Source organism: Enterococcus sp. AZ088 (assembly GCF_051714845.1).
Classification (GTDB): domain Bacteria; phylum Bacillota; class Bacilli; order Lactobacillales; family Enterococcaceae; genus Enterococcus; species Enterococcus faecalis.
In genome coordinates this window covers 1,609,519-1,636,102 of record NZ_JBIOSQ010000001.1, presented here as the reverse complement: position 1 = coordinate 1,636,102, position 26,584 = coordinate 1,609,519, and the positions used below count along the sequence as shown (strand labels likewise).

19 protein-coding genes and 1 pseudogene are annotated in these 26,584 nt (G+C 36.6%); 14 read left to right on the top strand and 6 right to left on the bottom strand.

Going from position 1 to position 26,584, the window contains the following annotated elements:
* Nucleotides 1–18: 18 nt before the first annotated feature.
* Both IGL17_RS08015 and IGL17_RS08010 read left to right on the top strand, forming a co-directional pair.
* Nucleotides 19–870 carry a PTS mannose/fructose/sorbose/N-acetylgalactosamine transporter subunit IIC gene (locus IGL17_RS08015; RefSeq protein WP_438760134.1) on the top strand — a complete coding sequence of 284 codons (852 nt, stop codon included), beginning with the start codon at nucleotides 19–21 and terminating at the stop codon, nucleotides 868–870.
* A complete protein-coding gene (locus IGL17_RS08010) occupies nucleotides 845–1,714 on the top strand; it encodes a PTS system mannose/fructose/sorbose family transporter subunit IID (RefSeq protein ID WP_002419912.1) in 870 nt (289 codons plus the stop codon). The genes IGL17_RS08015 and IGL17_RS08010 overlap by 26 nt, the downstream gene beginning before the upstream one ends.
* A gap of 202 nt (nucleotides 1,715–1,916) precedes the next feature.
* Here the strand turns inward: IGL17_RS08010 and larD are convergent, their stop codons facing one another.
* From larD to larA, 4 genes are read right to left on the bottom strand one after another with little or no spacing between them, the layout of a single operon-like run.
* The gene (gene larD / locus IGL17_RS08005; protein WP_002357197.1) at nucleotides 1,917–2,627 is read right to left on the bottom strand and encodes a D/L-lactic acid transporter LarD; all 711 of its coding nucleotides are present in this window, start codon (nucleotides 2,625–2,627) and stop codon (nucleotides 1,917–1,919) included.
* A gap of 14 nt (nucleotides 2,628–2,641) precedes the next feature.
* The gene (larC, locus tag IGL17_RS08000) at nucleotides 2,642–3,916 is read right to left on the bottom strand and encodes a nickel pincer cofactor biosynthesis protein LarC (RefSeq protein ID WP_016618292.1); all 1,275 of its coding nucleotides are present in this window, start codon (nucleotides 3,914–3,916) and stop codon (nucleotides 2,642–2,644) included.
* On the bottom strand, nucleotides 3,913–4,656 hold the full coding sequence (gene larB, locus IGL17_RS07995; protein ID WP_002362000.1) for a nickel pincer cofactor biosynthesis protein LarB: 744 nt from the start codon (nucleotides 4,654–4,656) through the stop codon (nucleotides 3,913–3,915). The genes larC and larB overlap by 4 nt, the downstream gene beginning before the upstream one ends.
* 37 nt (nucleotides 4,657–4,693) lie before the next feature.
* Nucleotides 4,694–5,968, bottom strand: coding sequence for a nickel-dependent lactate racemase (gene larA, locus IGL17_RS07990; RefSeq protein ID WP_033624263.1), 1,275 nt, complete (start codon nucleotides 5,966–5,968; stop codon nucleotides 4,694–4,696).
* Between the two features lie 159 nt (nucleotides 5,969–6,127).
* Between larA and IGL17_RS07985 the strand changes: the two genes are divergently transcribed.
* The 5 genes from IGL17_RS07985 (at nucleotide 6,128) to larE (ending at nucleotide 10,231) form a co-directional block, all read left to right on the top strand.
* Nucleotides 6,128–6,784, top strand: a complete 657-nt coding sequence (locus tag IGL17_RS07985) for a Crp/Fnr family transcriptional regulator (RefSeq protein WP_002361998.1) — start codon at nucleotides 6,128–6,130, stop codon at nucleotides 6,782–6,784.
* Nucleotides 6,785–6,802: 18 nt separating this feature from the next.
* Nucleotides 6,803–7,789, top strand: coding sequence for a cobalt transporter CbiM (gene cbiM, locus IGL17_RS07980; protein WP_010717638.1), 987 nt, complete (start codon nucleotides 6,803–6,805; stop codon nucleotides 7,787–7,789).
* Nucleotides 7,789–8,574, top strand: coding sequence for an energy-coupling factor transporter transmembrane component T family protein (locus IGL17_RS07975; protein ID WP_016618294.1), 786 nt, complete (start codon nucleotides 7,789–7,791; stop codon nucleotides 8,572–8,574). Before cbiM ends, IGL17_RS07975 begins: the two co-directional genes overlap by 1 nt.
* Nucleotide 8,575: 1 nt before the next feature.
* Nucleotides 8,576–9,289, top strand: a complete 714-nt coding sequence (locus IGL17_RS07970) for an ABC transporter ATP-binding protein (protein WP_016618295.1) — start codon at nucleotides 8,576–8,578, stop codon at nucleotides 9,287–9,289.
* A 105-nt stretch (nucleotides 9,290–9,394) separates the two neighbouring features.
* Nucleotides 9,395–10,231: an ATP-dependent sacrificial sulfur transferase LarE gene (gene larE, locus IGL17_RS07965; RefSeq protein WP_002374609.1), complete on the top strand. Its 837-nt coding sequence runs from the start codon at nucleotides 9,395–9,397 to the stop codon at nucleotides 10,229–10,231.
* Nucleotides 10,232–10,415: 184 nt separating this feature from the next.
* On the opposite strand, the gene IGL17_RS07960 is transcribed toward larE, so the two are convergent.
* Both IGL17_RS07960 and IGL17_RS07955 read right to left on the bottom strand, forming a co-directional pair.
* Nucleotides 10,416–12,338, bottom strand: a complete 1,923-nt coding sequence (locus tag IGL17_RS07960) for an FUSC family protein (RefSeq protein ID WP_010828828.1) — start codon at nucleotides 12,336–12,338, stop codon at nucleotides 10,416–10,418.
* Between the two features lie 108 nt (nucleotides 12,339–12,446).
* Nucleotides 12,447–13,904, bottom strand: coding sequence for a helix-turn-helix domain-containing protein (locus IGL17_RS07955; protein ID WP_010710266.1), 1,458 nt, complete (start codon nucleotides 13,902–13,904; stop codon nucleotides 12,447–12,449).
* A gap of 227 nt (nucleotides 13,905–14,131) precedes the next feature.
* On the opposite strand from IGL17_RS07955, the pseudogene IGL17_RS07950 reads away from it, so the two are divergent.
* From IGL17_RS07950 to IGL17_RS07920, 7 genes and pseudogenes are all read left to right on the top strand, one after another.
* A pseudogene (locus tag IGL17_RS07950) lies at nucleotides 14,132–16,791 on the top strand (bacterial Ig-like domain-containing protein).
* Entirely contained in the window at nucleotides 16,767–17,126 is a 360-nt protein-coding gene (locus IGL17_RS07945; RefSeq protein WP_016618298.1) for an LPXTG cell wall anchor domain-containing protein, read from the top strand. The pseudogene IGL17_RS07950 and the gene IGL17_RS07945 overlap by 25 nt, the downstream one beginning before the upstream one ends.
* The gene (locus IGL17_RS07940) at nucleotides 17,119–17,670 is read left to right on the top strand and encodes a hypothetical protein (RefSeq protein ID WP_002357217.1); all 552 of its coding nucleotides are present in this window, start codon (nucleotides 17,119–17,121) and stop codon (nucleotides 17,668–17,670) included. The genes IGL17_RS07945 and IGL17_RS07940 overlap by 8 nt, the downstream gene beginning before the upstream one ends.
* A 98-nt stretch (nucleotides 17,671–17,768) precedes the next feature.
* On the top strand, nucleotides 17,769–18,749 hold the full coding sequence (locus IGL17_RS07935; RefSeq protein ID WP_016616293.1) for a DUF916 and DUF3324 domain-containing protein: 981 nt from the start codon (nucleotides 17,769–17,771) through the stop codon (nucleotides 18,747–18,749).
* 208 nt (nucleotides 18,750–18,957) lie between these two features.
* Nucleotides 18,958–19,974 (top strand): alcohol dehydrogenase AdhP, encoded by a 1,017-nt coding sequence (gene adhP, locus IGL17_RS07930; RefSeq protein ID WP_033624264.1) that lies wholly within the window; start codon nucleotides 18,958–18,960, stop codon nucleotides 19,972–19,974.
* 47 nt (nucleotides 19,975–20,021) lie between these two features.
* Nucleotides 20,022–20,417 carry a hypothetical protein gene (locus tag IGL17_RS07925; protein ID WP_016618299.1) on the top strand — a complete coding sequence of 132 codons (396 nt, stop codon included), beginning with the start codon at nucleotides 20,022–20,024 and terminating at the stop codon, nucleotides 20,415–20,417.
* Nucleotides 20,418–20,921: 504 nt separating this feature from the next.
* A complete protein-coding gene (locus IGL17_RS07920; RefSeq protein WP_438760127.1) occupies nucleotides 20,922–26,549 on the top strand; it encodes a TIM-barrel domain-containing protein in 5,628 nt (1,875 codons plus the stop codon).
* Nucleotides 26,550–26,584 lie beyond the last annotated feature (35 nt).

Below are 26,584 nucleotides of genomic sequence, written 5' to 3'. Positions count from 1 at the left end.
AAAGAGGAGAGTAGTATTATGACAATCAACTGGATACAAGCGGCTATTTTAGGCCTATTTGCTTGTCTGTGTTCAAATTCTTGTATGGCTGGACAAGCGGTGGGAAATTATACGATTGGGCGTCCTTTAGTCGGCGGATTAGTTTGTGGCATTATTTTAGGAGATTTAAAATTAGGAATCGCTTGTGGCGTAGCAATGCAATTAGTTTACATTGCTTTGGTCACACCTGGAGGCACAGTGTCTGCTGATGTGCGGGCAATTTCATATATCGGGATTCCTTTGGCGATGGTGGCGATTTCGACCAAAGGGTTAGATCCACTTGGCGGCTCTGCAGCCGACCTGGCTAAATCGGTCGGCACATTAGTTGGAACGATCGGAACGGTATTATTTTATTCTGTTGCTGCGTTAAATTTAGTTTGGCAATCGTTTGGTTGGAAAGATATAAAAAAAGGCAAGCTTGATCATTTATATGCCATTAATTTTGGTTGGCCGTGGATTTCTCATCTACTTTTTTCCTTTTTGCCAACCGTGATTTTAACCTATTTTGGGGCTACGGCTGTTACAGCAATGAGAGATGCATTACCTATGGATGGTCTTGCAATGAAAACGCTTTTTACTGTAGGTGGCATGCTTCCGTGTGTGGGAATTGCAATTTTGTTACGTCAAATTGTTAATAAGAACATTGATTTTGTCCTTTTTTTTGTAGGGTTCACATTAGCTGCTTCATTAAAACTTAATTTAGTCTCAATAACGATTATTGCGCTTCTTTTTGCTGTAATTTTTTATAAAATTGCTTTGATTAAAAACAATACTAAACTGGTTGATTCAACAGGAAATCTAACGAATGATGACGAAGAGGAGGACATATGAGATGGAAGAGTTGAAAGCAAATAAATTAGACCAAAAAACGTTAAAGCATTCTTTTCATTTATGGTTTTGGGGAGCGTTAACTTGTTTTTCACAACAGCATATGCAAACCTTCGGCTATCTTTCTTCAATGCTTCCTATTATCAAAAAACTTTATCCAAAACATGAAGACCAAGTGAAAGCCATTCAAGCATATACAGCTTTTTTTAACACAAATCCAATGCTTGGAACGGTCATTGTTGGTGTGACTGCTAGTATGGAAGAGGCTAGAGCAAGTAAGAATGAAATTGATGGAGAAACCATTAATGATATGAGGGCAGGATTAATGGGGCCAATTGCAGGGATTGGTGATTCATTAGTTGATGGTACCTTGATTCCTATCTTGTTAGGAATTTCCTTAGGAATGTCCACGGGCGGTTCGCCAATTGGTGCCATATTTTATATTATTGTTTGGACGTTAATTTCCTATTTCGGCCAACGCTTTTTGTATTTTAGAGGCTATCATTTTGGCGATAAAGCAGTAAGTTTCTTAGTTGGGAAAGAAGGAGCCGCCGTTAGAGTTGCTATCGGAGTTATTGGTAGTATGGTTGTCGGTGGGGTCCTTGCATCTTGGGTAAATGTGACTACTTCTTTTAAATTAATAGGTGCTGACGGAAAAGTTTTCCTTAAACTGCAAGATAAAATTGACAGTATTTATCCAGGATTATTAACGATACTTGTTACCTTGTTTTGTTGGTGGTTAATGTCAAAAAAACATGTTTCCGCTATTTGGACGATGCTTATTTTAGTTGTTATTTCTCTCGTTGGCGTTTTATTAGGTGTTTTCAATCCAGGATTAACTTACTGAACAATCACCAAAAAGGACTCTAAGTGTTATAGTGAACTGGCTTTTGCAGAAAATCGATGACGAAAAAGCTAATAAATTAAATTCTTACTCTCTAAGACACAGAAAAAATCTTGTGATTAAAATAAAAATATATAAAATAGAAGAAATTTAGAGACTAGCTTCTATTTTATATATTTTTTTGTTTTAGAAATTTAGTGATTTATTAGAATTTTAAGAAAAATTTTACGAAAAGTGTCGCAAAAATGGCTCCTAAAAACGGTGCAGTTCCGGGAACAATCAACCCATATTGCCAATCATTATTGGTTTTATTTTTGATTGGTAAAAGTTGATAGGCGATACGAGGACCTAAATCACGTGCTTGATTCATTGCGAATCCTGTAGTACCACCTAGCCCCATGCCGATTGCCCAAACAAGCAAGCCAACAGCAATGGGTAGTTGTGTTTCGTAGGAATGTGCAATCGCTAAAATAGATGTTAAAAAAATGAATGTTGCAAAAGTTTCAACAAAATAGTTTCTTGGTAAATTTCGTTGGTTCGGATTTGTAGAAAAAATATTACGAATGGCGATCGGATCGACACTATCGGCGGATAGCTTGAAATGATCAGCATACATAATATAAACAATGACGGCGCCACAAATGCCGCCTAACATTTCAGCGATGACATAGGGAATGAAGTAAGACCATGGAATCATTCCTAAAATAGCTTGAGCGAGGGCCATTGCTGGATTAATACAGACTCCGCCAAAGACGAACAGAACAACAGAGATTCCAAAAGCCCAAGTAGTGATTGCAAACATGTGACCAGAACCAGCGTATTTTGTTCGTTTTAGGACATCGTCGCAGTGAACACCTACCCCAAATACGATCATTAATGCAGTTCCCATAAATTCTGATAAGATATGATGAAACATAAGATAAAGCTCCTTTAATCAATAGTTTTATTATTTAATGTTTGGACGAGGCGATAGACTTCCTCAATTGTAAAATTATATTGTTTAGCAATTCGTTCACAATCTTGGTATTCAATAGACTCTTTCAATAGGCCATGATAATGATTTTTTTTAATATGGACCTTACCAAAAGGTGTTTCCAAGATTTTGAAAGAACGGTCCATCACACTACGTTCCATTGTTTGAAAACGCATACCAATTGTAGAAGTATGTTTAAAGAGTAGTTCTGTAAAATATTCTTTTTCCTCTGTTGTTGTTAAAACCGTTAATAGAATGGCACTTCGGTTTTTTTTCATATGAATGGGCGTGAAAAAAACATCTAGAGCACCATGCTCCAATAATAGATCCATTGCGTAACCTAACTGTTCAGGTGTTTGATTGTCTATATTTGTTTCAATTTTTAAAACTTGGTCATGGTGTTCTGTCCTCTTTTTTTTACTATGTGTTTCAGTAAAGATCGATCCTCTGAGGGCATTGAACTTGCCTGTTTCCCGTTTGCCGAATCCGTAACCTATTTTTTCAATTAATCGTTGTTCTGGTGCGACAAATAGAGGACTAAGTTCTTTAAAAATAGCTAAGCCAGTCGGTGTGACAAGTTCAGTTTTTATCTCAAAGTCTTGTTGAATGATTAAATTCGTTTCTTTACGTAATTCCATCACCGCGGGAACTGGTATTGGCATGACTCCATGGGCAATTGTGATAGTACCACTTCCATCTGTAATTGGCGTTGAATAGACTTGTTCAATCTCTAACTGTTCCCATAGGATAAAAAAGCCAACGATGTCAACAATTGAATCAATTGCTCCGACTTCATGAAAATGAATAGTGTCAATTGTTTGTTGATGAACAGCAGCTTCAGCTTTTGCAATGTCATAGAAAACATTTTTACTATGTTTTTTTACAAAATTGGACAAGTCGCTTTTTTCAATTAATGTATAAATATCTTTTAAATTTCTAGAATGGCTATGATGATGTGCATGTTCTTTCATTTCATGATGTTCATTTTCGTGGTGAGGAGAGAGACTGTGTTTTATACCGTAATCCTTTTTTCCATGTTGTAGGAGAACATCGAAATCTGTTCCGTAAATACAACTTTTAGCAATTCGTTGGGCTTGAATGGTGAACCCATCGATGGGAAGTTTTTTTAATTCGATTAACAGTTTGTTTAAATCCCCGCCTAAGTCAAGCAACAATCCATTTAACATATCACCACTAAGACCAGAAAATGGTTCTAAAAATAAGCTTTTCATAGTGAAGACTCCTTTATTTGATTAATCATACTTGCATTATAAGCGGCACCAAACCCGTTATCTATGTTGACTACACTAACGCCAGAGGAACAACTATTTAGCATTCCTAAAAGAGCAGTCAGCCCTTGGAAATTGCTGCCGTAGCCTATGCTAGTAGGGACGGCAATCACTGGCACGCTAACTAGTCCGCCTAACACGGACACCAGTGCGCCTTCCATGCCTGCAATCACAATAACCGCCGAAGCCTGTTGAATCTCATCTAGGTGAGCGAACAAACGATGAATGCCAGAAACGCCTACATCATAGATACGTTTTATTTGATTCCCGAAAGTTTCTGCAGTGATTGCTGCTTCTTCAGCAACGGACATGTCTGACGTTCCAGCAGTAACTATCGCAATATAGTTTTTTGTTGTAGTCTCCATTTGGTTGATAACGAAACAACGTGCAAGTTCATAGTAGGTTCCATGAGGAAAGTTCGACTCTAAAGGTTGGGCTTTTTGTTGTGAAACGCGAGTAACTAAGATTGTATTGTTTTCTTTTCTTAAGCTATTGATAATTTTGATGAGTTGCTCAATTGTTTTCCCTTCCCCATAAACGACTTCTGGATAACCAGTTCTTTCTTTACGCTGCGTATCAATTTTTGCAAAGTCTAATTCGCAAAAGCCATTTAATTTGTTTGTTGCTTCTTCTAAAGATAATTTTCCCTCTTTAAAAGCTCCTAAAATTTCTTTCGGTTGCATAATACAACGCTCCTTATTCCTGATTTCTCAAGGATCATTATTCTACAATGACAGACAAGCCATCTCGAATCACAGTCACTTTTGCATTTAGACCTTCTCTTTCAAATGCTCGCTCTAATGCTTCATCAAACGTTTTTGCTATTTCCATATGCATTGAAGTGATAAGCTCAGGATCAACAAGATCTGAAACAAAAATTATATGATGATGAACTAAAATTCGCGCTAAAATTTGCGAAGTCCATTGATCTGGCACGGTTTCTAATCGTGGTGTATGGATGGCTGCTTCTAAAAATTCGTTTGGATTTTTAACATTGGCAATATTTTCATAAAAACCTTCACCACCGTGACCATCACGACACCCAGCGACCATAATAATGACACCGCCGTCTTTATTGGTTGCTTCTGCAGCGGTCATCCCTTTAACTGCTTGATAAATGTTTTGATCAAGTGGAAATCCGCCGTTCGTTGAAACCGCAATGTCGCAAGGTATTTTTTTGACACGGGCAATTTCTTTTACAAAGTTACAACCAACTTTATGCGCTTCAACCATATCGCCTGCGAAGGAACCAATAATTTTTTTGTCACCATCTAAAACGACATTAACAATAAAAGCTAGATTCGCTTTAGCGGCAGCGTAGACCATATCATTATGAATCGGATTATCCGTTAGATTTCCTGTCCGTGAGTTGGAGGAATCAATAAATTCTCCAGAATGGTTTGCCATGATGGTTTTATAAGAAGCAATTCCAGGTAAAACAGATTTACGTCCACCAGAAAATCCTGCAAAAAAGTGTGATTCAATAAACCCTTCGGCCAGCAGTAAATCTGCTTCTGCTGCAATGCGATTAATGATACAATCGCCCCCTGAAGGTAGTTGACCGATTTTGACCATTGAGGAATCATCAGTAGAGATATGCATAACGATTTCTTCATTCTCTACGATTGCTTTACCATATTTGCTAATCAGTTCTTCTCGTGTAGAAGGGCGATGAAAGCCTGTAGCAACTAAAATCCGGATTCTAGCTGTTTTGTTCACTGAACGAATTCTACGCAAAATAATTGGGGTGATAATATGTGAAGGAACGGGACGTGTGTGATCGGAACTAATGAGGACAATGTCTTTTTTGCCCTTAGCTAATTCTTCTAATGGAAGGCTTCCAATAGGCTTGTCCAGCGATTTTTCGACTGTTTCTTTCTCAGTATATGGATTTGAAAAATGTTCAGCTTTTGATTCGAGAAGCCCAATAAAATTTTTATCGGGAATTCTTGCAGTAATCATTTTCTTGTCATAAGGTAGGTTAATTTCTACCATAGCAATCATCTCCTAAGTAATATTTTACGAGACTAAGTATAATGAAATTTAGAAATCACACAGTCCTTATTGTGGGTAACATTTGCTAACAAAAGGTTGGTGAGAGTGTTTATAATAGTTAACGAATCAAACAGAAACTTAGTCAAAGGAGTGACAATTATGGAGTCAGATTATCTTACAGCTTTCTTAGATAGAAAGAAGACGCCGATTATCAAAAAAAAACGCCATACTTATCTCGCTTATCATGGATTGGAGGAAGCGTACACCTATGTATTAAAGAAAGGGGTCGTTAAGACGAGTATTATTTTAAAGGATGGACGAGAATTTAATCTGTCGTATATTGTGTCTCCTGACATTATTTCATTGTTACGTGATGAAGTATCAAATTATACATCTGCTCCTTTTAATATCCGCATTGAGTCGGAAGAGGCTAGCTTTTATCGGATACCAAGGACTGTATTTTGGGAATATGTTAGAGAAGATGCTGTTCTTCAAGATTATGTACGGGATTACTACCGAGCAAAATTATCGGAGAGTATTAGTTCCTTACAGAATATGACAATGAATGGTAAGAAAGGGGCTGTTTGTACTTTTATTTACCAATTAATTGATTTGTTTGGTGTACAGACAGAGGAAGGAATATTAATTGATTTTCAAGTAACTAATGAGGATATTGCGGGGTTTTGCGGGATTTCAACGAGAAATAGCGTAAACCGAATTATCCATGATTTAAAAGAGGAAAAAGTCATCGATATCAAAAAACAAAAAATTGTGATTTACGATCAAAGTTATTTAGCTGATTATATTGATCGATAAGATAGGAGTCTGACGAACATGCATATTCCAGAAAATTATTTAAGCCCACAAACTTGCGCAGTGATGGGCGCGATTATGGTACCTGTCTGGTACCGCGCGGTAAAAAAAGTTGACGTTCAAATTAAATTAAAAAAAGATACAGGGACCATGTTAGGGATTTCCTCCTCCTTGTCATTTTTAATAATGATGTTTAATTTGCCAGTACCTGGTGGAACAACTGCGCACGCTGTTGGGGCTGTTCTCATCGCATTATTGATGGGACCTTGGGCCGCGACGCTGTCTGTTTCGGTGGCTTTACTATTACAGGCTTGTTTATTTGGTGATGGTGGTATATTAGCTTTTGGTGCAAACGCCTTTTCTATGGCGTTTGTGATGCCATTCGTGGGATATGGAGTTTATAAGCTAGTTACGCGTGTAAAAAAATTTGAAACAATGGGTCTTTTCTTAGCTGGGTATCTTGGTGTAAATGTTGCGGCATTTTCTACTTCTGTATTATTAGGTATCCAACCCTTATTATTCCATGAAGCGAATGGTACGCCACTTTATAACCCATATGGTCTTTCTATAACTATACCAGCAATGATGAGTGTCCATCTGTTAGTAATAGGAATTGTTGAAGGTCTCTTCACCGTGTGTGTCTATAATTTTGTAAAAAGTGTGTCAAAAGATGCAATTTTTATCGAAGAAAAGAAGAAAAGGACTCCGTTGTTGCGATTAAAGAGACTGTTATTGGTTATGGTAATTTTATGTCCATTAGGTTTGATTGATCATGCCACCGCTTGGGGTGAATGGGATTTATCTGAATTAGTCAAGAATTTAAAACAGAATCATTTGCCTGCGGTACAACCAAAAGGTATGGTGAATGGTTTTTCATTTCATGCACTTTTCAGTGATTACTTTATTCCAGGACTACCATTAGCACTCGGGTATATTTTAAGTGGCGTAACAGCCATAATCGTTTTTTTACTCATTTTTCGTTTATTTAATGGAAGAAGGAAAAGTTGATGCCTGAATGGATGAAAGAATCTTCCACGTCCTTTGAACCTAATAAAAAAGAAACCTTTATGCTTAAAAATCGAAAAGGAATCCTTTTTTTATTAAATAAATTTCAGGTGAGCGGGAAACGCAATAAGACTATTCTCAGTGATATACACCCAGCAATTCAACTGATCAGTACTTTTTTACTAATTGTTTTAATCAGTACTACACAAAAAGTTCTTGTTTTGTGGCTCTTAGGCATCTACCTAGGCATGTTACTTTTAGTTGAAAAACCAACTATTCTACGAAACATTGTCAAAAAAGCTACTATCCTCATTTTGATGCCGCTGATTATCTATTTACCGATCTTTTTTTTAGGTCAATTTAGTTTATTATTTATTGTTCATTTGTTTTTTTTAGCCATAGCGATTAGTCAATATATGGAAACAACCAACATGAATCAATTTATAGCAGCATTAAAAATCTTTCATTTTCCGAATATAATACTTTTACAATTAGATATTACGATTAAATATATCTTTTTCTTTGGAAATCTCTTAATCCAACTGCTTGCCGCTGTAGAAGCTAGAGCAGTTGGTGGAAATATCCAGTTGAGTACGGGTAGTAATTTAATCAGTCTAATTTCTTTAAAATCTTTTACGTATGGGAAAAAGTTGGATATGGTGATGGAAGCAAGAGGATATACTGGTCAATATTATCGAGTAAAGCAACCATTAAAAACGAAAGATTTTTTGGTTAGTATTGTCTATCTTTTATTTTTCGGGGGGTTGCTTTATTTAGGGAGGAACTAATATGTATCGAGTAAATCATTTGGTTTATCGCTATCAAACGAAGCCTGTTTTTTCGCCTTGTAATTTGGAAATAGCCAGAGGAGAATATCTGGTTTTGATGGGAGATAACGGCAGTGGAAAATCCACTTTTTTAAATTTGCTCGCAGGTTTTTTAAAACCTTCCGAGGGAACGATTTATTTTATGGAACAATCATTAACGGACTGGAAAAAAGACCCTATTCATAAAAAGAAGTATTATGCTCATTTGGGTATATTATTTCAAGAGACGGACACACAATTATTTAATGCGACAGTTTATGACGAATTGGCATTTGGCCCTAGACAGCTCCAACTATCCGAGCATGAAACAGCAAAAAGAATTAATGATTGTTTGAATTTATTAAAAATTACCCATTTAAGCAATCAAGTGCCTTATCAATTATCGGGAGGAGAAAAGAAAAAAGTGGCTTTTGCTAGTCTGTTAGTAATGAATCCAGACGTGTATTTATTAGATGAGCCGTTTACTGGGTTGACAAAAGAATCGGAAAAATTATTTAAAAAGATAATAAAAAATCTGCATCAACTTGGTAAAACAATTATCCTTTCCGCCCATGACTATTTGAGTATTTGCGAGGAAGCTGATTCCATTATATTGTTTGATTCGGCTGTTACAAGGTACTCAAAGGAAGAGATAGAAGCCAATGCTAACTTGTTACAACATTTAAAACGGTATTAAGTGTACAAATATTGACAATAATTGATACTATGAATCGTGATTTTTTCTATTGTGGAGATGTCTATAATTAATTATGTAAAAGAAAATCAATAGGAGATGGTTTAAATGTCTGTCATGAAAACGAAAGAACAAAATTTAGTTCGCGAATTACAAAAAATGGATAAGTTGGCTGTTGCATATTCAGGTGGAATTGATAGCTCTTACTTGCTAAAAAAAGCTTTGGACACTTTAGGTGCTGAAAATGTACTTGCGGTTGTTGTAAATTCAGAATTATTTTCTGATGATGAGTTTGATAAAGCGGTTGATTTAGCTAATGGGTTGGGAGCAAATGTGTTAGGCCTTGAAATGAGCGAATTAGCGGATGATAGAATTGTTGCAAATAACCCTAATAGCTGGTTCTACAGTAAAAAATTATTATATAAAACTATTCGTTCGGCTATTCAGAAAGAGGGATTTGATGTTCTGGCCGATGGGATGATTATGGATGATAATACTGACTTTCGTCCTGGATTAAGAGCAAGAGATCAAGAAGGGGTCATCAGTCCGCTACAACAAGCTAAATTATATAAAATTGAAATACGTCAACTTGCTAAAGACGCAGGTATTTCCAATTGGAGTAAAGTTGCCTCATGTAGCATTGCTTCAAGAATTCCTTATGGCATTAAGTTAACACGCTCAGCTATTGATCAAGTATTTGCTAGTGAAAAATATTTACGGGAAATAGGTTTTCCAATTGTCCGTGTCAGAGCACATCATGATTTAGCACGGATTGAAATTCCAGAAGACAAACTTTCTCTGTTATTAGAAAACAGAGAAAAAATTGCAGATTATCTTAAAAAACAAGGATTTAATTATGTAACTTTTGACTTAGAAGGATTTAAATCTGGCCGAATGAATGATATCCTCACTGAAACTGAAAAAAAAGTTTTTTGTGAATGTTAGACAGATAAGTTTATAAAATTGAGTCGGTGTAACGGAGTCAGGACAGGGGTATTCCGTTACAAAAACCAAATTTTCTGCTCGATTAGGTCGGTTGTTTTCATTGATTACTCTGCCAGTAGATTATCAACTTTTAAGCCTAGGAAAAATTCCCTTTGGATTTTTCCTAGGCTTTTTGTCTATTTAATCATTTGATATTTGCTAAAAAGAAATTAGCTGTAGAATTTTTTAAGATTACCAGTGATTGTTCAATTTGAGGAAAATAAATGGATTGTTCGGACTGGTTGATTAGTCGATTATTTTTGGGATTCGTGAGTGAAAGTATTTGCTGTGAATAGTTAAATAACTCAGTGTTTAGTGTGTCCGGCCTAACTGGCGTTAATTTTTTTAAGTAGTATTGTGTTTTCATAAGTTCTAAAAGAAGCTCTTCCATAGCAGTTTGCATTTTCAACAGTTGATCATTTAGTTGTTTTTGTTGCATTAAGCTTTCAGCAGAGGCATCGTTACTATAAATAGGAGATTCAAGAACAATTTCTTGAATAGAATAGTTTACTCTACGTTGTACTCGATAAGCTAGTACCCAAGCATCACTTGGTAACGTGGTCTCTTCATTGATTAACGCTAGCAAAATAGAGCTGATCGTTTTTGACCAACTGTTGATATTTTTACGTAATACTTGACTATGCCATGTTGGGAAAATAAAAAACATAACAAAAGCAATCAGCGCACCAATAATTACATCAAAAACTCTTGTATAGCCTGCAGAACTACCACCTAATGTGAAAGTTAACCAAGTGGTCACACTTAGCATTAGAAATGCTTGACTTAATTTACGGACGGTTTCATACAATATAACTAGCAAACAAGACAATAGCATTGGCCATAAAGGATTTAGGTTTGTTAAGTTAGCAATTAATTGAGACAAAAAAATGCCTAAACAACCACCTAAAATAGAACCAATAGTTCTTGAAGTGATTTTACCGAGTGTACCATGATAACCTGGCATAACCATTAAACAACCAGAAATAACTACCCAGAATTCGTGATTAGCTAAAGGCAAAGGGTACATGTAATTAAGTATAAGCGAACAAAAATGACACACTAAACCTGTTAAAGCTAAACGAATTGCGAATCTAGCAGAGCTGCCTTTATAAGAATGAAGGATCTCTTTGGCTTCTGCAAGTCCTTCTTTTGTGGGTAAGAAAGATTTAAATGAGATTTTTTTAGAGGTTTGTTTGTTTTGTATCAAAAGGATTGCTGATTTTATTTCGGTGTTTGCTGAAGCAAATTCTTGAAGAGGTAGGGTTAATTGTTCTCCTTTTAAAAAGAGTTGAATTGCTTTTAAAGCAGGAAGATTTTCAGCTGCATTGGTTGAATCTAACGAGCCTGCAATTGCATCTGCTTGTGAAACCAAGGGATAAATCCATGGTGTTTTTTGATGATTGACCCATGGCATCGTTTCAACAGATTCGCGTACTTTTATTCTGAAATGGACATAGCGTGCGGGTTTTCCTTGTGCTAATAAATATAATTGTTCATATAAATCGGCTACTAATTTTCGTGCTTCATTATTTTGCGGCTTAGAATAAAGACAATAGATTAAACAAAGGATGGACATACCTAAAATTATTGCACCCAGACCTTCAAAAGTTTGACCAATAGACAAATTGCCTTTTAATTGCGCACCAGCTAGTAAAGAAATGGTCCCAAAGAGACATCGAATATACAGACCAATACTAAAGTTTCTTACAATCCCCGAAAAATACAAACCAAGGACGAATAATAAAATAATGAATATACTTGACGACTGTAAAAGTATCCCCAGACTGGCACCAAGAAAAATCATTAAAATACCATCTATGGCACTTCTTTGTGGAGAGCTATGTCGTGGTAAGACACAAATTACAGTGCCCAAAAAGCTACCAACATTTACTAAAACAAAAGCGAAAGGAAAGACTATTGTTAGAACAGCACCAACAGCATTTGCAATAATGATACTAAGAACAAGGGCAAACCAGTTCTGTCTTGTATCAAAAGTTAGTATAGGGCGACTATACGCCCAAGACGATTCTAAGAAGACCTCAAAAAAATTTTTGATAGATAATTTCACAAAACATTCCTTCTTTAAAAATTTATTAAAAGCTAAAAAATTATTCCTCTGCTAGTATACACCTCTAAATTTTTTTTTCAAATTTGCTCTTTTTAAGAAAACTCACAATTATAGTCCAACATTAAGTTTAGCCATATATTTTTGTTGAATAAATTCTGTAAGCTCATGCCAACTTTCTTCATTTTCAATGGAATCTAAGTAGAAAATATCTTGATTAGAAGTAGCTTTTTCGAAGGAATCTGTGATGATGATATCCGCATTTGTGAAGTCTTCGGTAATAGAGATTGCGTTTGTATTATATAAGGAGGATAACCGTGTTTTAATAAAATAACTTGCATAAAAATCTTTGATAATTTGTAAATAGATTCTCACTTGTACTTTTTTTTCGGACACAGACAATGTGTAAAGCAGTTGACTGAGTAACTCTAAATGCGTTTCTTGGTGAACTAATTTTGCCACCGTTCGTTTTATTCGATTAAAGTATGCCACATCTGACGGAGTACAAATTTCTGGCTGCGGTAAATAAAGTGTTAAAAAAGTATAATAATTGCCCTCCGTTAAAAAGTACCAAGCATTAAAAATAGAAAGATAGTAAACGTATTGATAATCATGCTGATTTGTCAGTAAGTAGGCTACTTGCTTAAATAATTTTTTTGATAAGACACAATAAGGATGGTTAGATTCTATAAATAATTTTTCTATTTGTTTCGTTTGCTTTTCCGAAAAGATATAAGGGATAAAAATGCGAGATAAAAAATTAAAGTATAAAATTTCAGTTTTTCTTGTTTCGCATTGAATGTCAGCGAAAGAGTGTTCAAGAAAAAATAAAGTCACATGACTGTATTGATTGATCAGAATAAAAAAAGAATGCAGGTTTTTAGAGTGCGGCATCTTTAAGAAGTTTTGTGCACTTGTTCTAGTTTTAAATATCGCATATAAAATATAAAACGCTCTTTTCTTCATTCGGACATTTTTATAGGATCGTTCAAGAAGTTCATCGGGTAGACTTTTTTTTATTTCTTCAAGACTTATTTTAGAAAAAGGCCAAGCCAATTCTTGAAAGGAATCTTGTAGGAAAATGAAAGAAAACACTCGAATCGATAATTCATTGCCAGTTAATTGATAAATACCCTTAATACTAACGATTACTATATCAAAAATTTTAAAAAAGTTATTCAGTTGTTTCGTGATTTTTACCAGATAATGTTCAGAAATATATAAAACTTTAATTAATTCGTTTTTATCAATGGAAGAATGTGTGACCAATTGTACGCAATAATTAAATTGTACATTGTTTTTTAAAAGATTAAGTTTTAACGTGTAGGCGTATTCGACCGCGCTTTTTCGGTACGCTGGATTTACACAAACAATGCCATTATTGTTAGAGACAATAAAATGTTGGATTTGATAAGTATCCTCGAATTCTTGATTTATTTTTATCAGATTTTCCTTGACCGTTCTTTTTGAAATTTTTAAATTGGAAGAAATTTCATTTAATGACGTATGAGCTCGCTTGACTATATAAAATAAAATTTCTAGCTCATTCGTTAGGTAGGATGGAAACATGTTATGGACCTCCAAAAGTAAAATTTAGGTTCATTGTAGTCTACTTTCTTTAAATTTTTGTATTGATATGTTAACACAAGCGCAATAAGAAGCGGCCATCACAATTAATGTACAGCCTTATACATTAATTGTGTGTGGCAAAGCAATTTCAATGTTGATAAGCTAGCAGTAGTTAGAATAATTATTATTTAGTTTCTAATTCCAAAAAAGGTCAAGGTGAGTAAGCAATGAAAAAAATCAACGAACAATTAAAAATGAAAATGCCAACCTACAAAAGAAAAAAAGCATTGCTTATTTCTTTTACTCTTGTCTACTATTGGTATCGATTTCTTGTTTTTTGAGCGTGCATTTTCAAGAATGCGAGGCAGCTTCGCTCTATCAAGCGGGAGGGATAGCCATTGATTTGAGAACTGATTTACCTTATGGAATGGAGATAAGCCATGACGGTGGTGGTGGTCCTGATGGATCATTTGGAGGAAAATTACACGTAAAATTATACGGAACAGTGGACACTTCTCATACAGAAGCATTGAAGTTTCTTTCTTTTGGTACTGTAGGAATGCAATATGGACTGATGTTTCATTTGCCAGAAAATATAAGTGCAGATAATTTTAAAGCGGCTTATGACAAGGCTTTTGCGGATAATCCAGAAAATTTTTATTCAATTAGTGGACAAAAAAACACACAAATACCAATTGTTAACACAAAAGGAATGCGGACGTTTAACGGTTCTTCAGAAGATGGTTCACCGGGATGGGGTGATCCTGATCAAGATTATAGCGGAATTGATACTGAGCATCAGGTGATGTTTTGTGAACGGGGGGACACTATTAATTTTTCTTTTACTAAACTTTATGAAATTTGGCGACATGAACCTGACAAATCGGCCATAAAATTTGAACTTCATTTTGATTTAGATGTTGCTACTTTAATGAAGGATGGCGATTCAAAGGATTATTCCCTCAATAAAAATTTAACGAAACATCGCTTACCAGTATCAAATGTTTTGTCAGATGGTACTGAAAGTGATCAATTTTCGTTGTCGGCAGATTTTTTTGGTCGAACTTACGAATCAGATACAACGAATACGGTTAATCATAATTGGCTATTGTTTAGTTCGGATATGTGGTTACGTGCGACAAGTTTAGCGGCAGCAGCAAAGCAAGATCCAAATAATTTGAATCATCAAATTATCACTGGAATCACTGGGAAAGTGGCTACTTGGTCTTCTTATATCTCGCCATGGGACAGCGGCGATAAAGACAATCCATTATCCAATTACAATACCCAAGATGCCTCTAAATATCCTGAAATACCTGAAAGCAAAACGATGTTACCAGGGGATTTTTTATCACCAAAGTTTACGATGAACCAAAGACAAGACAATCCGCTTAATTGGACAGATGGGTATGTTGCTCAACGGTTTGCGCGTGTAGTTAATTTTCATACTCACACAGTTGATCCTAAGGCCAATGTGAATGTCTCTTCACAACAACAAAACGGGTTAACAACCTATTTATTTAGTGGCAAAGATGGTTGTGGGCTGCCGTTAGTCAATCCGCCAGGAACGGATTCTTCAGAGCCCACAGATAAAACATATATGCGCGTCACAACAGATCCATACCAAGTGCCAAGTTTAGAAAGGGCAGCTTTTGTTAAAGGTCAAACAACATTTCACCCGCAACAAAAGATACCAGTAGAACTAACCGTTAAGGCTCCGACAACTAGAAAAGTTCAGATTGAAGAAAAAGTTTCAGGTGCTGCCCAAACTGATTTTCATAAAATTGGGGAGCAAGATTTAAAAAATTTACCAGTCACAGATGATTGCGTTAGTTTTAACTGTTTAGCAGATGCTTTACCAACTTCAGGAGATTACACATTAACATTTAGAATTCTTGATGTTGATGATACATCTAAAAGCTACTCAAATGAGAAAAGTTTAGCTGTACACATTGATCAAGCGCAAATTAAAGTTAAATCTCAAGATACGGTTTATCAATATACTCAATGGCAACCAGAAAGTGAAGTGACTAGCCTACAAACACCAGATGGTAAAAAAGGTGATTTTCGAGACGTAAGTGTCACCATATATAAACTGGACGGAGAGCAAAAGGTCCCAGTAGATGCGGTGGATACAAAAGTGGTTGGTAAATATGAAATTGATTATAACTACCTAGGATTAGAGGCGCAGACTGCACTAGAAGTCATTCCCTCTTCAGCTCATATTGGTGCACATAACGGCAGCTTTTCTGTAGGGACGCCCTTCGATCCAAAACGTCTTTTTGATAGTGCAACAGATAATGATGGACAGTCCATTCCTTATAGTAAGATAACGATTCGCTATACGCCTAAGCAGGTAAACGATGAAGTAGCGGGCATCTATAGAATTACTTATGATATCTCTAAAATAGTAGGTTTTAGTAAAAGTGTTACTGTTGATTGGACCTACTATTACTCTAATCGTCTAGACTTTTATCACTTATCTGAACAACTAATGCCTTTTGAGAACGTAAAATTTAATGGCCAAGATCAAACACAGACATTAAAAAGTTGTGAGATGAACATTGAAGATACGGGGGATCCTAATCGGACAACTGGCTGGCAGCTTGAAGTAGCCTATAATTTAAATGATCAGAAAACACAAGCGTGGAAAGACGCAGGGCTTGATCTCACGCTAAATCCAAAGTCAGTCGATTATGTAACAACTGAGCAAAATATTATGGTTAACGATGAGCAACAATTAGTAGCGGATGTAAGTAACCAATCTATCAAAAATAAAAAAGTTTTGACGAAATTACAATTATTGCCCACATTAACTATTTCAAAAGTCACACCTGCTGATAAATATGAAGCTCAGTTAATTTGGAACTTAGAAGCAACACCGTAAGGGAAGAGGGAATAGCTGTGAAATGGTTTATCTATGATTTATTGTTTGTTGCCTTTATTCTTGGTTTGCCAATTCAAGCACAAGCTGAAGACAAGACAACTGACGCACAAGCTGGCACAAAAGTCATGGTAATAGTGAAAGAGAGTGAGGATATTGTTCCACATCCCAATGAGCTTATACCGCAGACTAACGATATGCCAACTTCACGAGGACAACCTAATTTTTTACCAAAAACAAACGAGATTACGTCTCAAGAGACGCTTTTAGGGATCGTGGTACTCGGAGGTACATTAATCGTCGGACTTTATAAAGAAAAGAGGAAAAATAATGAATAAAAAAATAATTGGTTTAACTGTCACTTTAGGAACGGGGATTTTTTTAATTGGACAACAAACTGTGAATGCGGCTGATAATACCAATACCACAGCGAATGTGTCGGTTTTGGGTGGCGGATTAACCATTACACCATTAGCACAAATTAACTTTGGGACGGTGACAAAAGACGGCCAAGATCATACGCAACCAGATCAAAGCAAGTCACAACTTATCATTAATGATAATCGTGGGACAACGAATACAGGTTGGTATCTGACAGCGAATTTAGAAGATAAAGGAAAAGGTGTCACTGGCTTAGACGGAATGACACTTCATTTAGACACTAAAAAACCTGACGGATCTTCTGAAAAAGGTACCTTTACGGGCGTTGATTTAACCACAGATGCTTCAACCATTATTTCGCTAGATAAAAGTGATATCCGTTTATCAGACACTGTCACGACAGCCGATTTAAATGCAACGTTAAATATACCTAAAAGTATTGCTGCAAATACCTACTCTGGGACCATCGTCTGGAATGCCATCGATGGAGCACCCGCCTAAGAATTTAACATAAAACGATGTAAGAAAACGAGGCAGATAAATTGAAAAGAATTTTAAAGATACTTTTTATATTGACTATTCTCTGTTTAGGTGGAGCGATGCGTGCCTGGGCAGAGCCGTCTAATACCAATAGTTCAGCAACAATTGACAATGCGAATGCGTATACAGTCACACCCGTTTTCGGAGCAACTCAAAATAACAAAACCAGTAATTTTTTTGATATGACATTAACTCCGAAACAAAAAGATACATTCAAATTAACGATAACCAATACTACGCCGAACCCTCAAAAATTTAAAGTTCAGGTAAATACAGCAACAACAAATAGTAATGGGATAGTTGACTATACAAAAAGTAGCTTTGAAAAAGATCCATCGATGAGTTTGGTACTTAGTGATTTGATTAGTCCTAATAGGAAGGATATTAGTGTTCCTGGTAAACAATCACAAACGATTGATTTTCAAATAACGATGCCAGAAAAGTTATTCTCAGGAATTTTATTAGGTGGAGTGACGATTCGACCTGTAGAGATAGCTGGGGACCAAAGCAAGGGTGGGATTCAAAATGTTTATATGCATACGATTGCTATTCGGGTGAATGAAACAGCAGAGACCATACCTGCAAAATTAGAAAGTGGTTCTGTTAAAATTGGGCAAATTAACCGCCACAATACTGTTTCGATGGAAATTAAAAATCCACAGCGGAAGTTATTGTCAAAAGTCGAAGGAGATTTTTTTGTTAAAGAAAAAGGAACAAACAAAACGATCATTCACGAAAAGAAAAATAATCTGAGTTTTGCACCAAACACAAGGTTTGACCTGCCTATTTTACTGAAAGATTCGTTTAAACCTGGAGACTATACCTATACCATTAAGTTGAAAAACCATGAGGGGAGCTGGACGTTCTCAAAAGATTTCACGATAAACAAAAAGCAAGCTGATCAGTATAATAAGCGTTCTGTTGATCATAAAGTCAAAAACCTTCACTGGCTTAAGTACCTCATGGCCTTTTTAATTCTAGTTATTTTAGGTACCGTCTGCTATATCTTGGGAAAAAAGAAGGGAAAAATGAGGTTGTAAAACCTGCCTTTAAAATAGTTGACAATTATGCAGAAAAAATCATGCCAGTATGAATTATCTATGATATAAGGGAAGAAGGGCTGTCTAGCAAGGATAAACTGTCAAATTAGCGTTAATTTACGCAAGTCATTGGTGTTCCTTATTTTGGAAAGTAGTATTATATTATTATTGTTCAATGATTCACAATAGAAACAAGGAGGAAAGAACCATGTATAAAGCAATTGTCGCAGCAAAAGGAAAAACAACAAAAATTGTTGAAAAAGAATCGCGTCCATTGAAAGATAATGAAGCGCGGTTGAAAATGGAAGTCTGTGGTGTCTGTCATACGGATTTACACGTTAAGAATGCAGATTTTGGCGATGTTAGCGGTTGTACCTTAGGTCACGAAGGAATTGGGATTGTGACGGAGGTTGGAAAAGACGTTACTAGTTTAAAAATTGGTGATCGTGCATCTGTTGCATGGTTTTATGAAGGCTGCGGGCATTGCGAATATTGTACTTCTGGTCGAGAAACGCTTTGTCGTTCAGTAAAAAATGCTGGATATACAGTTGATGGTGCCATGGCCGAAGAATGCATCGTCACAGACGGTTATGCAGTGAAAGTGCCAGAAAATTTAGCATCAGAGCCAGCTTCCTCTATTACTTGTGCAGGGGTAACAACCTACAAAGCGATAAAAGAATCTGGGATTCGTCCAGGTCAATGGCTAATGATTTCAGGATTAGGTGGGCTAGGTAATCTAGCTTTACAATATGCCAAGCATGTCTTTAATGCCAAAGTGGTAGCTGTTGATGTGAATGATGATCAGTTAGCTTTTGCGAAAGAAATGGGTGCGGATCTTTTAATTAGTCCAGTTAAAGATCCTGATTTTGCTGCACAACTTCAAAAAGAAATTGGCGGTGTCCATGCAGCAGTAGTCACTGCGGTAGCTAAATCAGCATTTAATGGCGCAGTCGATGCAGTCCGTGCGGGGGGAACGGTTGTCGCCGTTGGATTGCCTGTTGAGACAATGGATTTATCTATTCCACGTCTTGTTCTTGATGGCATTCACGTAGTCGGATCGTTAGTTGGAACCCGTCAAGATTTAAGAGAAGCTTTCCAATTCGGTGCAGAAGGAAAAGTTGTTCCTGTTTGTCAAACACGCCAACCAGAAGAAATTAATGCTATTTTTGAAGAAATGGAACAAGGAAAAATTCGCGGGCGAATGGTCATTGATTTTCGCAGTTAATTTAGTTTTTTAGTGATTCGTTGATTTAATCTGAAAACCATGAAAGGATGGATGGAATGTTTGCGAATCTTACTCTCCGTGAGAGACGACTGCTTAAGCAAGCACAAGTGGGAGCCACAATTAGCTTTATTCTTTTGTTTGTACCAATTCTGACAATCAGTCTTTTGCATACTAGTGACTTATTAGCAAAATGGCTAGGTATAGTTGGGGTAATTATGGTTTTACCATTGTTGTATTTTGCGTGGCAGATTTTAAAGATAGCCTATAAAGATCAAAAAGATAATCCAAGGCCTCCTTTATGGGTTCCGAAAGTTTATGGAATTGGGCTTTCGATCAATCCCTATCACCGGTTTGGAAAGTTAATTTTTATATTGCTAGCGGTACTGATAGTTGGCATCATCATTAGTTTGCTTTTCACACCAGCAAGTCAAATCAATCACTAAAAAACGAGTAATCAACACCCTCTTGCTGAGCAGGAGGGTGTTTAATATTTTTAAATAGACTAAATTTGAGCAACAGGTATTAGATTTTTGAAAAAAGTCTTTCTTTTTCTGATGTGGATATTTTCGCAATAAAATCATCATTATAAGTGAATTAACAGGTTTATCAAGGGTTAATACTTGTTAATGGTGGCTGCTATAATTAACCGTTGACAAACACAAAAAAACCATCATACGATAATTATGTTATTAAAAAAGTGAAAAATTGGTAGTCAATAAATGAAAACGCATTCATCAGGGAATTGTGATTCTGTACTAAAATTTTTATATAAGATGAAAATAGATTGTTTTCATTTAATAATTTATTGAAAGGATGTGTTTATGGAGGGGTTACTGAAACTGACTTTCTAACAGTCTCAGTAAACTAAGAAAATCGTTATGACTTTTCATCTGGATAAAACTTTGTTGGGTTTTGGATTTTGTGAGTAATTGTGTCGGAACTATTCTATGGGGAGCAATTTTAAGGAGGAAAAAATGAACAAAGAGTATCAGGGTAAAAAAATTTACGGTAAAAAGCACTGGTTGACATTTTTATTAGTGAGTTCGTCTGTATTGGCGTTCCATTCGTTTGTTACGATGGATTCTCAAGTGGTTGATGCGCAAGAGCAAACAGCAAAAGAAGACGTAGCTGATTCAGCAACGTCAGTCGGAGCAATTGTGTCGATTGAAAAAGCGGAGAAAAACTTTGTCATTACGTATGCTTCTGGAAAAAAAGCACAAATTAGTATTTTAAACGACCATCTTTTTCGCTATCATCTAGATCCAACTGGTAAATTTGAAGAATATCCAACGCCAAATGATCCAAAGCATGTTGCGAAAATTACGGCTAAAACAATGGCCGACTATGGTACACAAGCCTTTGAGCAAACGAACGTCACAGATTCAGGAAACCAATTTATTCTAGAAAATAATGGTTTAAAAATTATATTCGAAAAAGAAAGCGCTTTAATGAAGGTTCTAGACAAGAAAAAGAATCAAGTCATTTTAGAAGAAACCGCTCCGCTATCCTTTAAAAATGATAAAGCTACACAAACGTTAAAACAAAGTAGTCAAGAAAATTATTTTGGCGGAGGAACTCAAAATGGTCGATTTACGCACAAAGGAACAGCTATCCAGATTGTCAATACGAACAATTGGGTAGATGGCGGAGTAGCATCGCCTAACCCATTTTATTGGTCAACTGCAGGGTATGGCGTTGTTCGAAATACATGGAAACCTGGCAACTATGATTTTGGCAGTCATGATCCACAAACAACCACAACAACGCACGAAGGAACAGATTTTGATGCTTTTTATTTCTTTAATGATTCCTCAGCAGGTATTTTAAAAGATTACTATGAATTAACTGGGAAACCAGCTTTGATGCCAGAATACGGGTTCTATGAAGCACATTTAAACGCGTATAATCGGGACTATTGGGTGAAAGTAGCAGAAGGAACCGCGGGAGCAGTTAAGTTTGAAGATGGTAATTTTTACAAAGAATACCAACCAGGCGATTTAGGAAACTTAAATGGCACGTTAGAATCTTTAAATGGAGAAAAAGAGAATTATCAATTTTCTGCACGCGCAGTTATTGATCGATATAAGAAAAACGATATGCCGTTAGGGTGGTTCTTGCCAAATGACGGCTACGGTGCTGGCTATGGTCAAACAGATTCATTGGATGGCGATGTACAAAACTTAAAAGAATTTACTGATTATGCTCAAGCAAATGGTGTTGAAGTGGGGCTATGGACTCAATCTAATCTCCATCCAGCTGATCCTAAAAATCCTAAAAAAGGAGAACGGGATATTGCGAAAGAAGTTAGTGTCGCTGGTGTTAAAGCCCTCAAAACTGACGTGGCGTGGGTCGGGTATGGGTATTCCTTTGGCTTAAATGGTGTAGAAGATGCCGCGAATGTTTTTGTAAAAGAAACAGACGGCGCAGTTCGTCCGATGATTGTTTCATTAGATGGTTGGGCCGGAACCCAACGGCACGCTGGTATTTGGACAGGCGATCAAACGGGTGGTCAATGGGAATATATTCGCTTCCATATCCCAACATATATCGGGACTTCGTTGTCTGGACAACCAAATGTCGGTTCAGATATGGATGGAATTTTTGGTGGAAAAAATAAAGAGGTCAACATACGTGATTTCCAATGGAAAACTTTTACACCAGTGCAGCTAAATATGGACGGCTGGGGCTCCAATCCAAAAACGCCATTTGCTTTTGATCAAGAAGCCACAGATTTGAACCGAGCGTATCTAAAATTAAAATCAATGATGATGCCTTATAACTACAGTATTGCCAAGGAATCAGTTGATGGACTACCAATGGTACGGGCCATGGCTTTAGAATTTCCTAATGAAGGAACAGCATATACAAAAGATTCTCAATACCAATATATGTGGGGACCCAATTTACTCGTTGCCCCAATTTATAATGGCAATCAAGATGAGGCAGGAAATTCAATCCGTGATGGAATCTATTTACCAGATGAAAAACAAGTCTGGGTTGACTTATTTACAGGCGAAAAATATCAAGGTGGCCGTGTCTTAAATGGAGTAAAAACACCGCTGTGGAAGGTGCCTGTTTTCGTCAAAGATGGCAGTATTATCCCAATGACGAATCCAAACAACAATCCAAAGGAAATCCAACGGGGTCAACGATCTTTCTTGATTTATCCAAATGGCGCCACTTCTTTTAATATGTATGAAGATGACGGAATTTCAACTAGTTATGAAGCTGGGCAATCAGCTACGACTAAAATAAATAGTCAAGGCCCTAAATCAAACGAAAAAGGGGATCTGACCGTTACTATCGAACCGACAAAAGGAAGTTACAAAGGCTTTGTTGATGAACGAAGCACCACGCTTGATTTGCTAGCTTCAGAAGCGCCCGAAAGCGTAACAGCAATGGTGGGGGGAACAGAAGTAACCTTGAAACAAGCAGCTAATAAAGAAGAATTTTTAGCTGGCACAAATCTATATTATTTTGATAAAGAATTCCAAGTGAATCAGTATCTTTCTGAAGCTTCAGGAGAAAAACTGAACCAATCAGCGTTATCAGTAAAACTAGCGAAACAATCTGTGACCGCCAAAGATGTTCAAATAACTGTCAAAGGTTTCATTAATAAAGGAACGGTTGACGGAGGAAATACAACGGTCGATGACCAGTTAACTATTCCGGCAAATGTCGCAATCAATGAAGAAAAAACAACGCCATCTTCTTTGACTCTTCAATGGGATCAAATAACTGAGGCAACAAGCTATGAAGTAGAGCGTGACGGGACTGTTTTCGGAAATATTCAAACGAATACAGCAACATTTGATGGATTTTCCTTCCTAAGCGAACATACTTTTCGAGTTCGAGCTGTTGGAAAAAACGGGGTCTCTGAATGGAGTGAACCGATTAAAGGAAAAACACAAGATGATCCCTATAAAGAAACAATTAATCAAGTCAAAGCAACAAGTAATTTACCAGAACAACCAGGCGCAGAATTGAAGAAATTAACAGATAAAGATTTGAGTACAGGTTGGCATACGAACTGGTCAACCGGCATCGCTAATCCAAGTGATGGAAATTTCTTGTCTTTAAAATTTGATCTTGGTGCGGAGTATCAAATGGATAAAATTGAATACTTGCCAAGAGACAATGCCGGCAACGGAAATATTTTGCAACTCCAGTATCGGACGTCGAAAGATGGAGCTAATTGGACAGAGTTTTCAGAACCTATTAACTGGAAGCAAGATGCTTTGACAAAAACCATTGAAACGAAGGACCAAGCGTATCGTTTTGTTGAAATGAAGGTATTAAAATCGGTGGGTAATTTTGGCTCTGGTCGTGAGATGCTCTTTTACAAACAACCAGGAACAGAAGGAATCTTACATGGAGACATTACTAACGATGGAACGATTGATGAAAATGATGCAACGAGTTATCGAAACTATACAGGCTTAGAATCGGTGGACAGTGACTTTAATGGCTATGTTGAAAAAGGTGATTTAAATAAAAATGGGGTAATTGATGCTTATGATATCAGTTATGTTTTACGACAATTAGATGGCGGAATTGAGATACCTGATGTCGAAGAAATTGCGGGCGGTTTATCCCTTGCTGTGGTTAATGAAAATGGCAAGGATACCTATCTTCCTGGCGATACATTAACCTTTACACTTAAAGGTCAAGACTTAAAAAACATTAATGCGTTAAGCACAAAAATGTCCTTTGATTCTAGCAAATTTGAACTTGTCGGTCAGCCTGCAACCACGAATAATACAAAACAAATGGAAAATTATTCTAAATATCGGAAACATTCAAATGATGTGGAGAATCTGTATTTAGTTCTTAGTAATCAAGGAAATAAACAATTGTTAAATGGTTCAATGGACTTAGTTACCTTTAAAGTTAAAGTAAAAGAAACAACTCGCGTAAAACGTGCGACAACTGTTGAGCAGCCATTACAATTTGATATGAGTCAAGGCTTATTAGTAGGCCAAGGATTCCAACAAGCCACACTTTCAGATTTTTCTGTAACAGTGAAGCCCACAGAGCTAGTAGATAAAGAGTTATTACAAGCGCTAATTACGCTAAATCAAGCACGTGTCGAAAAAGAATATACGCCTGAAACTTGGGCAATTTTTAAACCAGTCTTAGATGAGGCAGTAGCTGTTCTAGCCAATGAACAAGCCACACAGACAGACGTTTCTGCTGCTGTGGAAAACCTAAAAAAGGCTGTAGAACAGTTGGAAAAAATGCCTGATGTAGCGAATAAAGCTGATTTAGAAAAAGCAATTCAAGAGGGGCTAACGAAGAAACCAAGTGATGGGCAAGAATTCACCGAAGAAACTAAAAAAGTTCTCGCAGAGTCATTAGCAGCAGCTCAAAAAGTATTTGCTCAAGAAAAAGTTACCCAAGAAGAAATAGACCAAGCGACTAAAACATTGCGTGAAGCAATTGCACAATTAAAAGAACAACCCGTCGCCGTTGATAAGGAAACCTTAAAAGAAAAAATCGCTCAAGCCCGAGGAAGAAAGCCGGAAGAAGGATACCAATTTACAAAAGAAACAGAAAAACAATTGCAAGAAGCAATTCAAGCGGCTGAAGCAATCGTAGCGAAAGAAACGGCGACAAAAGAAGAAGTCTCTGAGGCTCTAAACGCATTGGAAACTGCAATGGCTCAATTAAAAGAAGTACCACTTGTAAATAAAGACCAATTACAAGAAGTTGTCAAACGAGCGCAGCAAGTCACTCCAAGTGAAGGGCACCAATTTACTGCCTCCTCGTTACAAGATTTACAAAAAGCGCTTTTAGCAGCTAAAAACACATTGAAAAACCCAGCAGCTAATCAAAAAATGATTGAGGAAGCGGTTGCTGAATTAACTAGTGCCATTGATGGGTTACAAGAAGAAGCGTTAGTTACAGATAAAAAAGCCTTAGAGGCAATGATAGCCAAAGCAAAAGCAATCAAACCATCTGCCGGAAAAGAATTTACCAGCGAGTCTAAAGCGCGCTTAACTGAAGCAATTGACCAAGCGGAAGGGATTTTAGCTGATAAAAATGCTCGGCAAGAACAAATTGATACTGCTGAAAAAAATGTAAAAACTGCTTTGGATAGTTTAGAGGAACAAGTCCTTCAAGCGGATAAAACAAAGTTGAGAGAACTGCTTCAAAAAGCAGAAACCTTGAAACCTAAAGCAGGAAAACAATTTACAAAAGCATCGCAAGAAGCTTTAGCTGAAGCAATTAAACAAGCAAAAGCACTTGTTGAGGACCCAAGTGCGACGCAAGAAGCTGTGGACAAATGTTTAAATGTTTTAGCACAAGCCATTGAAGCAATGGCAGAAGAGCCAATCAGTAGCAACTCTACAGGCAACAATGGAAATCATGGCACGGTTAGCGGGACTGGTGGCGTAAACAGTCCAGGAAAGGGCACGGCAACAGGTGGAACGACAACGAAAACCATCACTTCTGGTACTTTACCAAAAGCAAATGAAGTTGTTTCGCCAATCTGGTCAATCAGTGGTTTTCTATTGATAGTAAGTATTGGTTTAGGAAAATTATTCTTCAAAAATAAAAAAGACCAAAATTAGCGTATCATTAACTTACAAGGCGCATTTGTACAAAA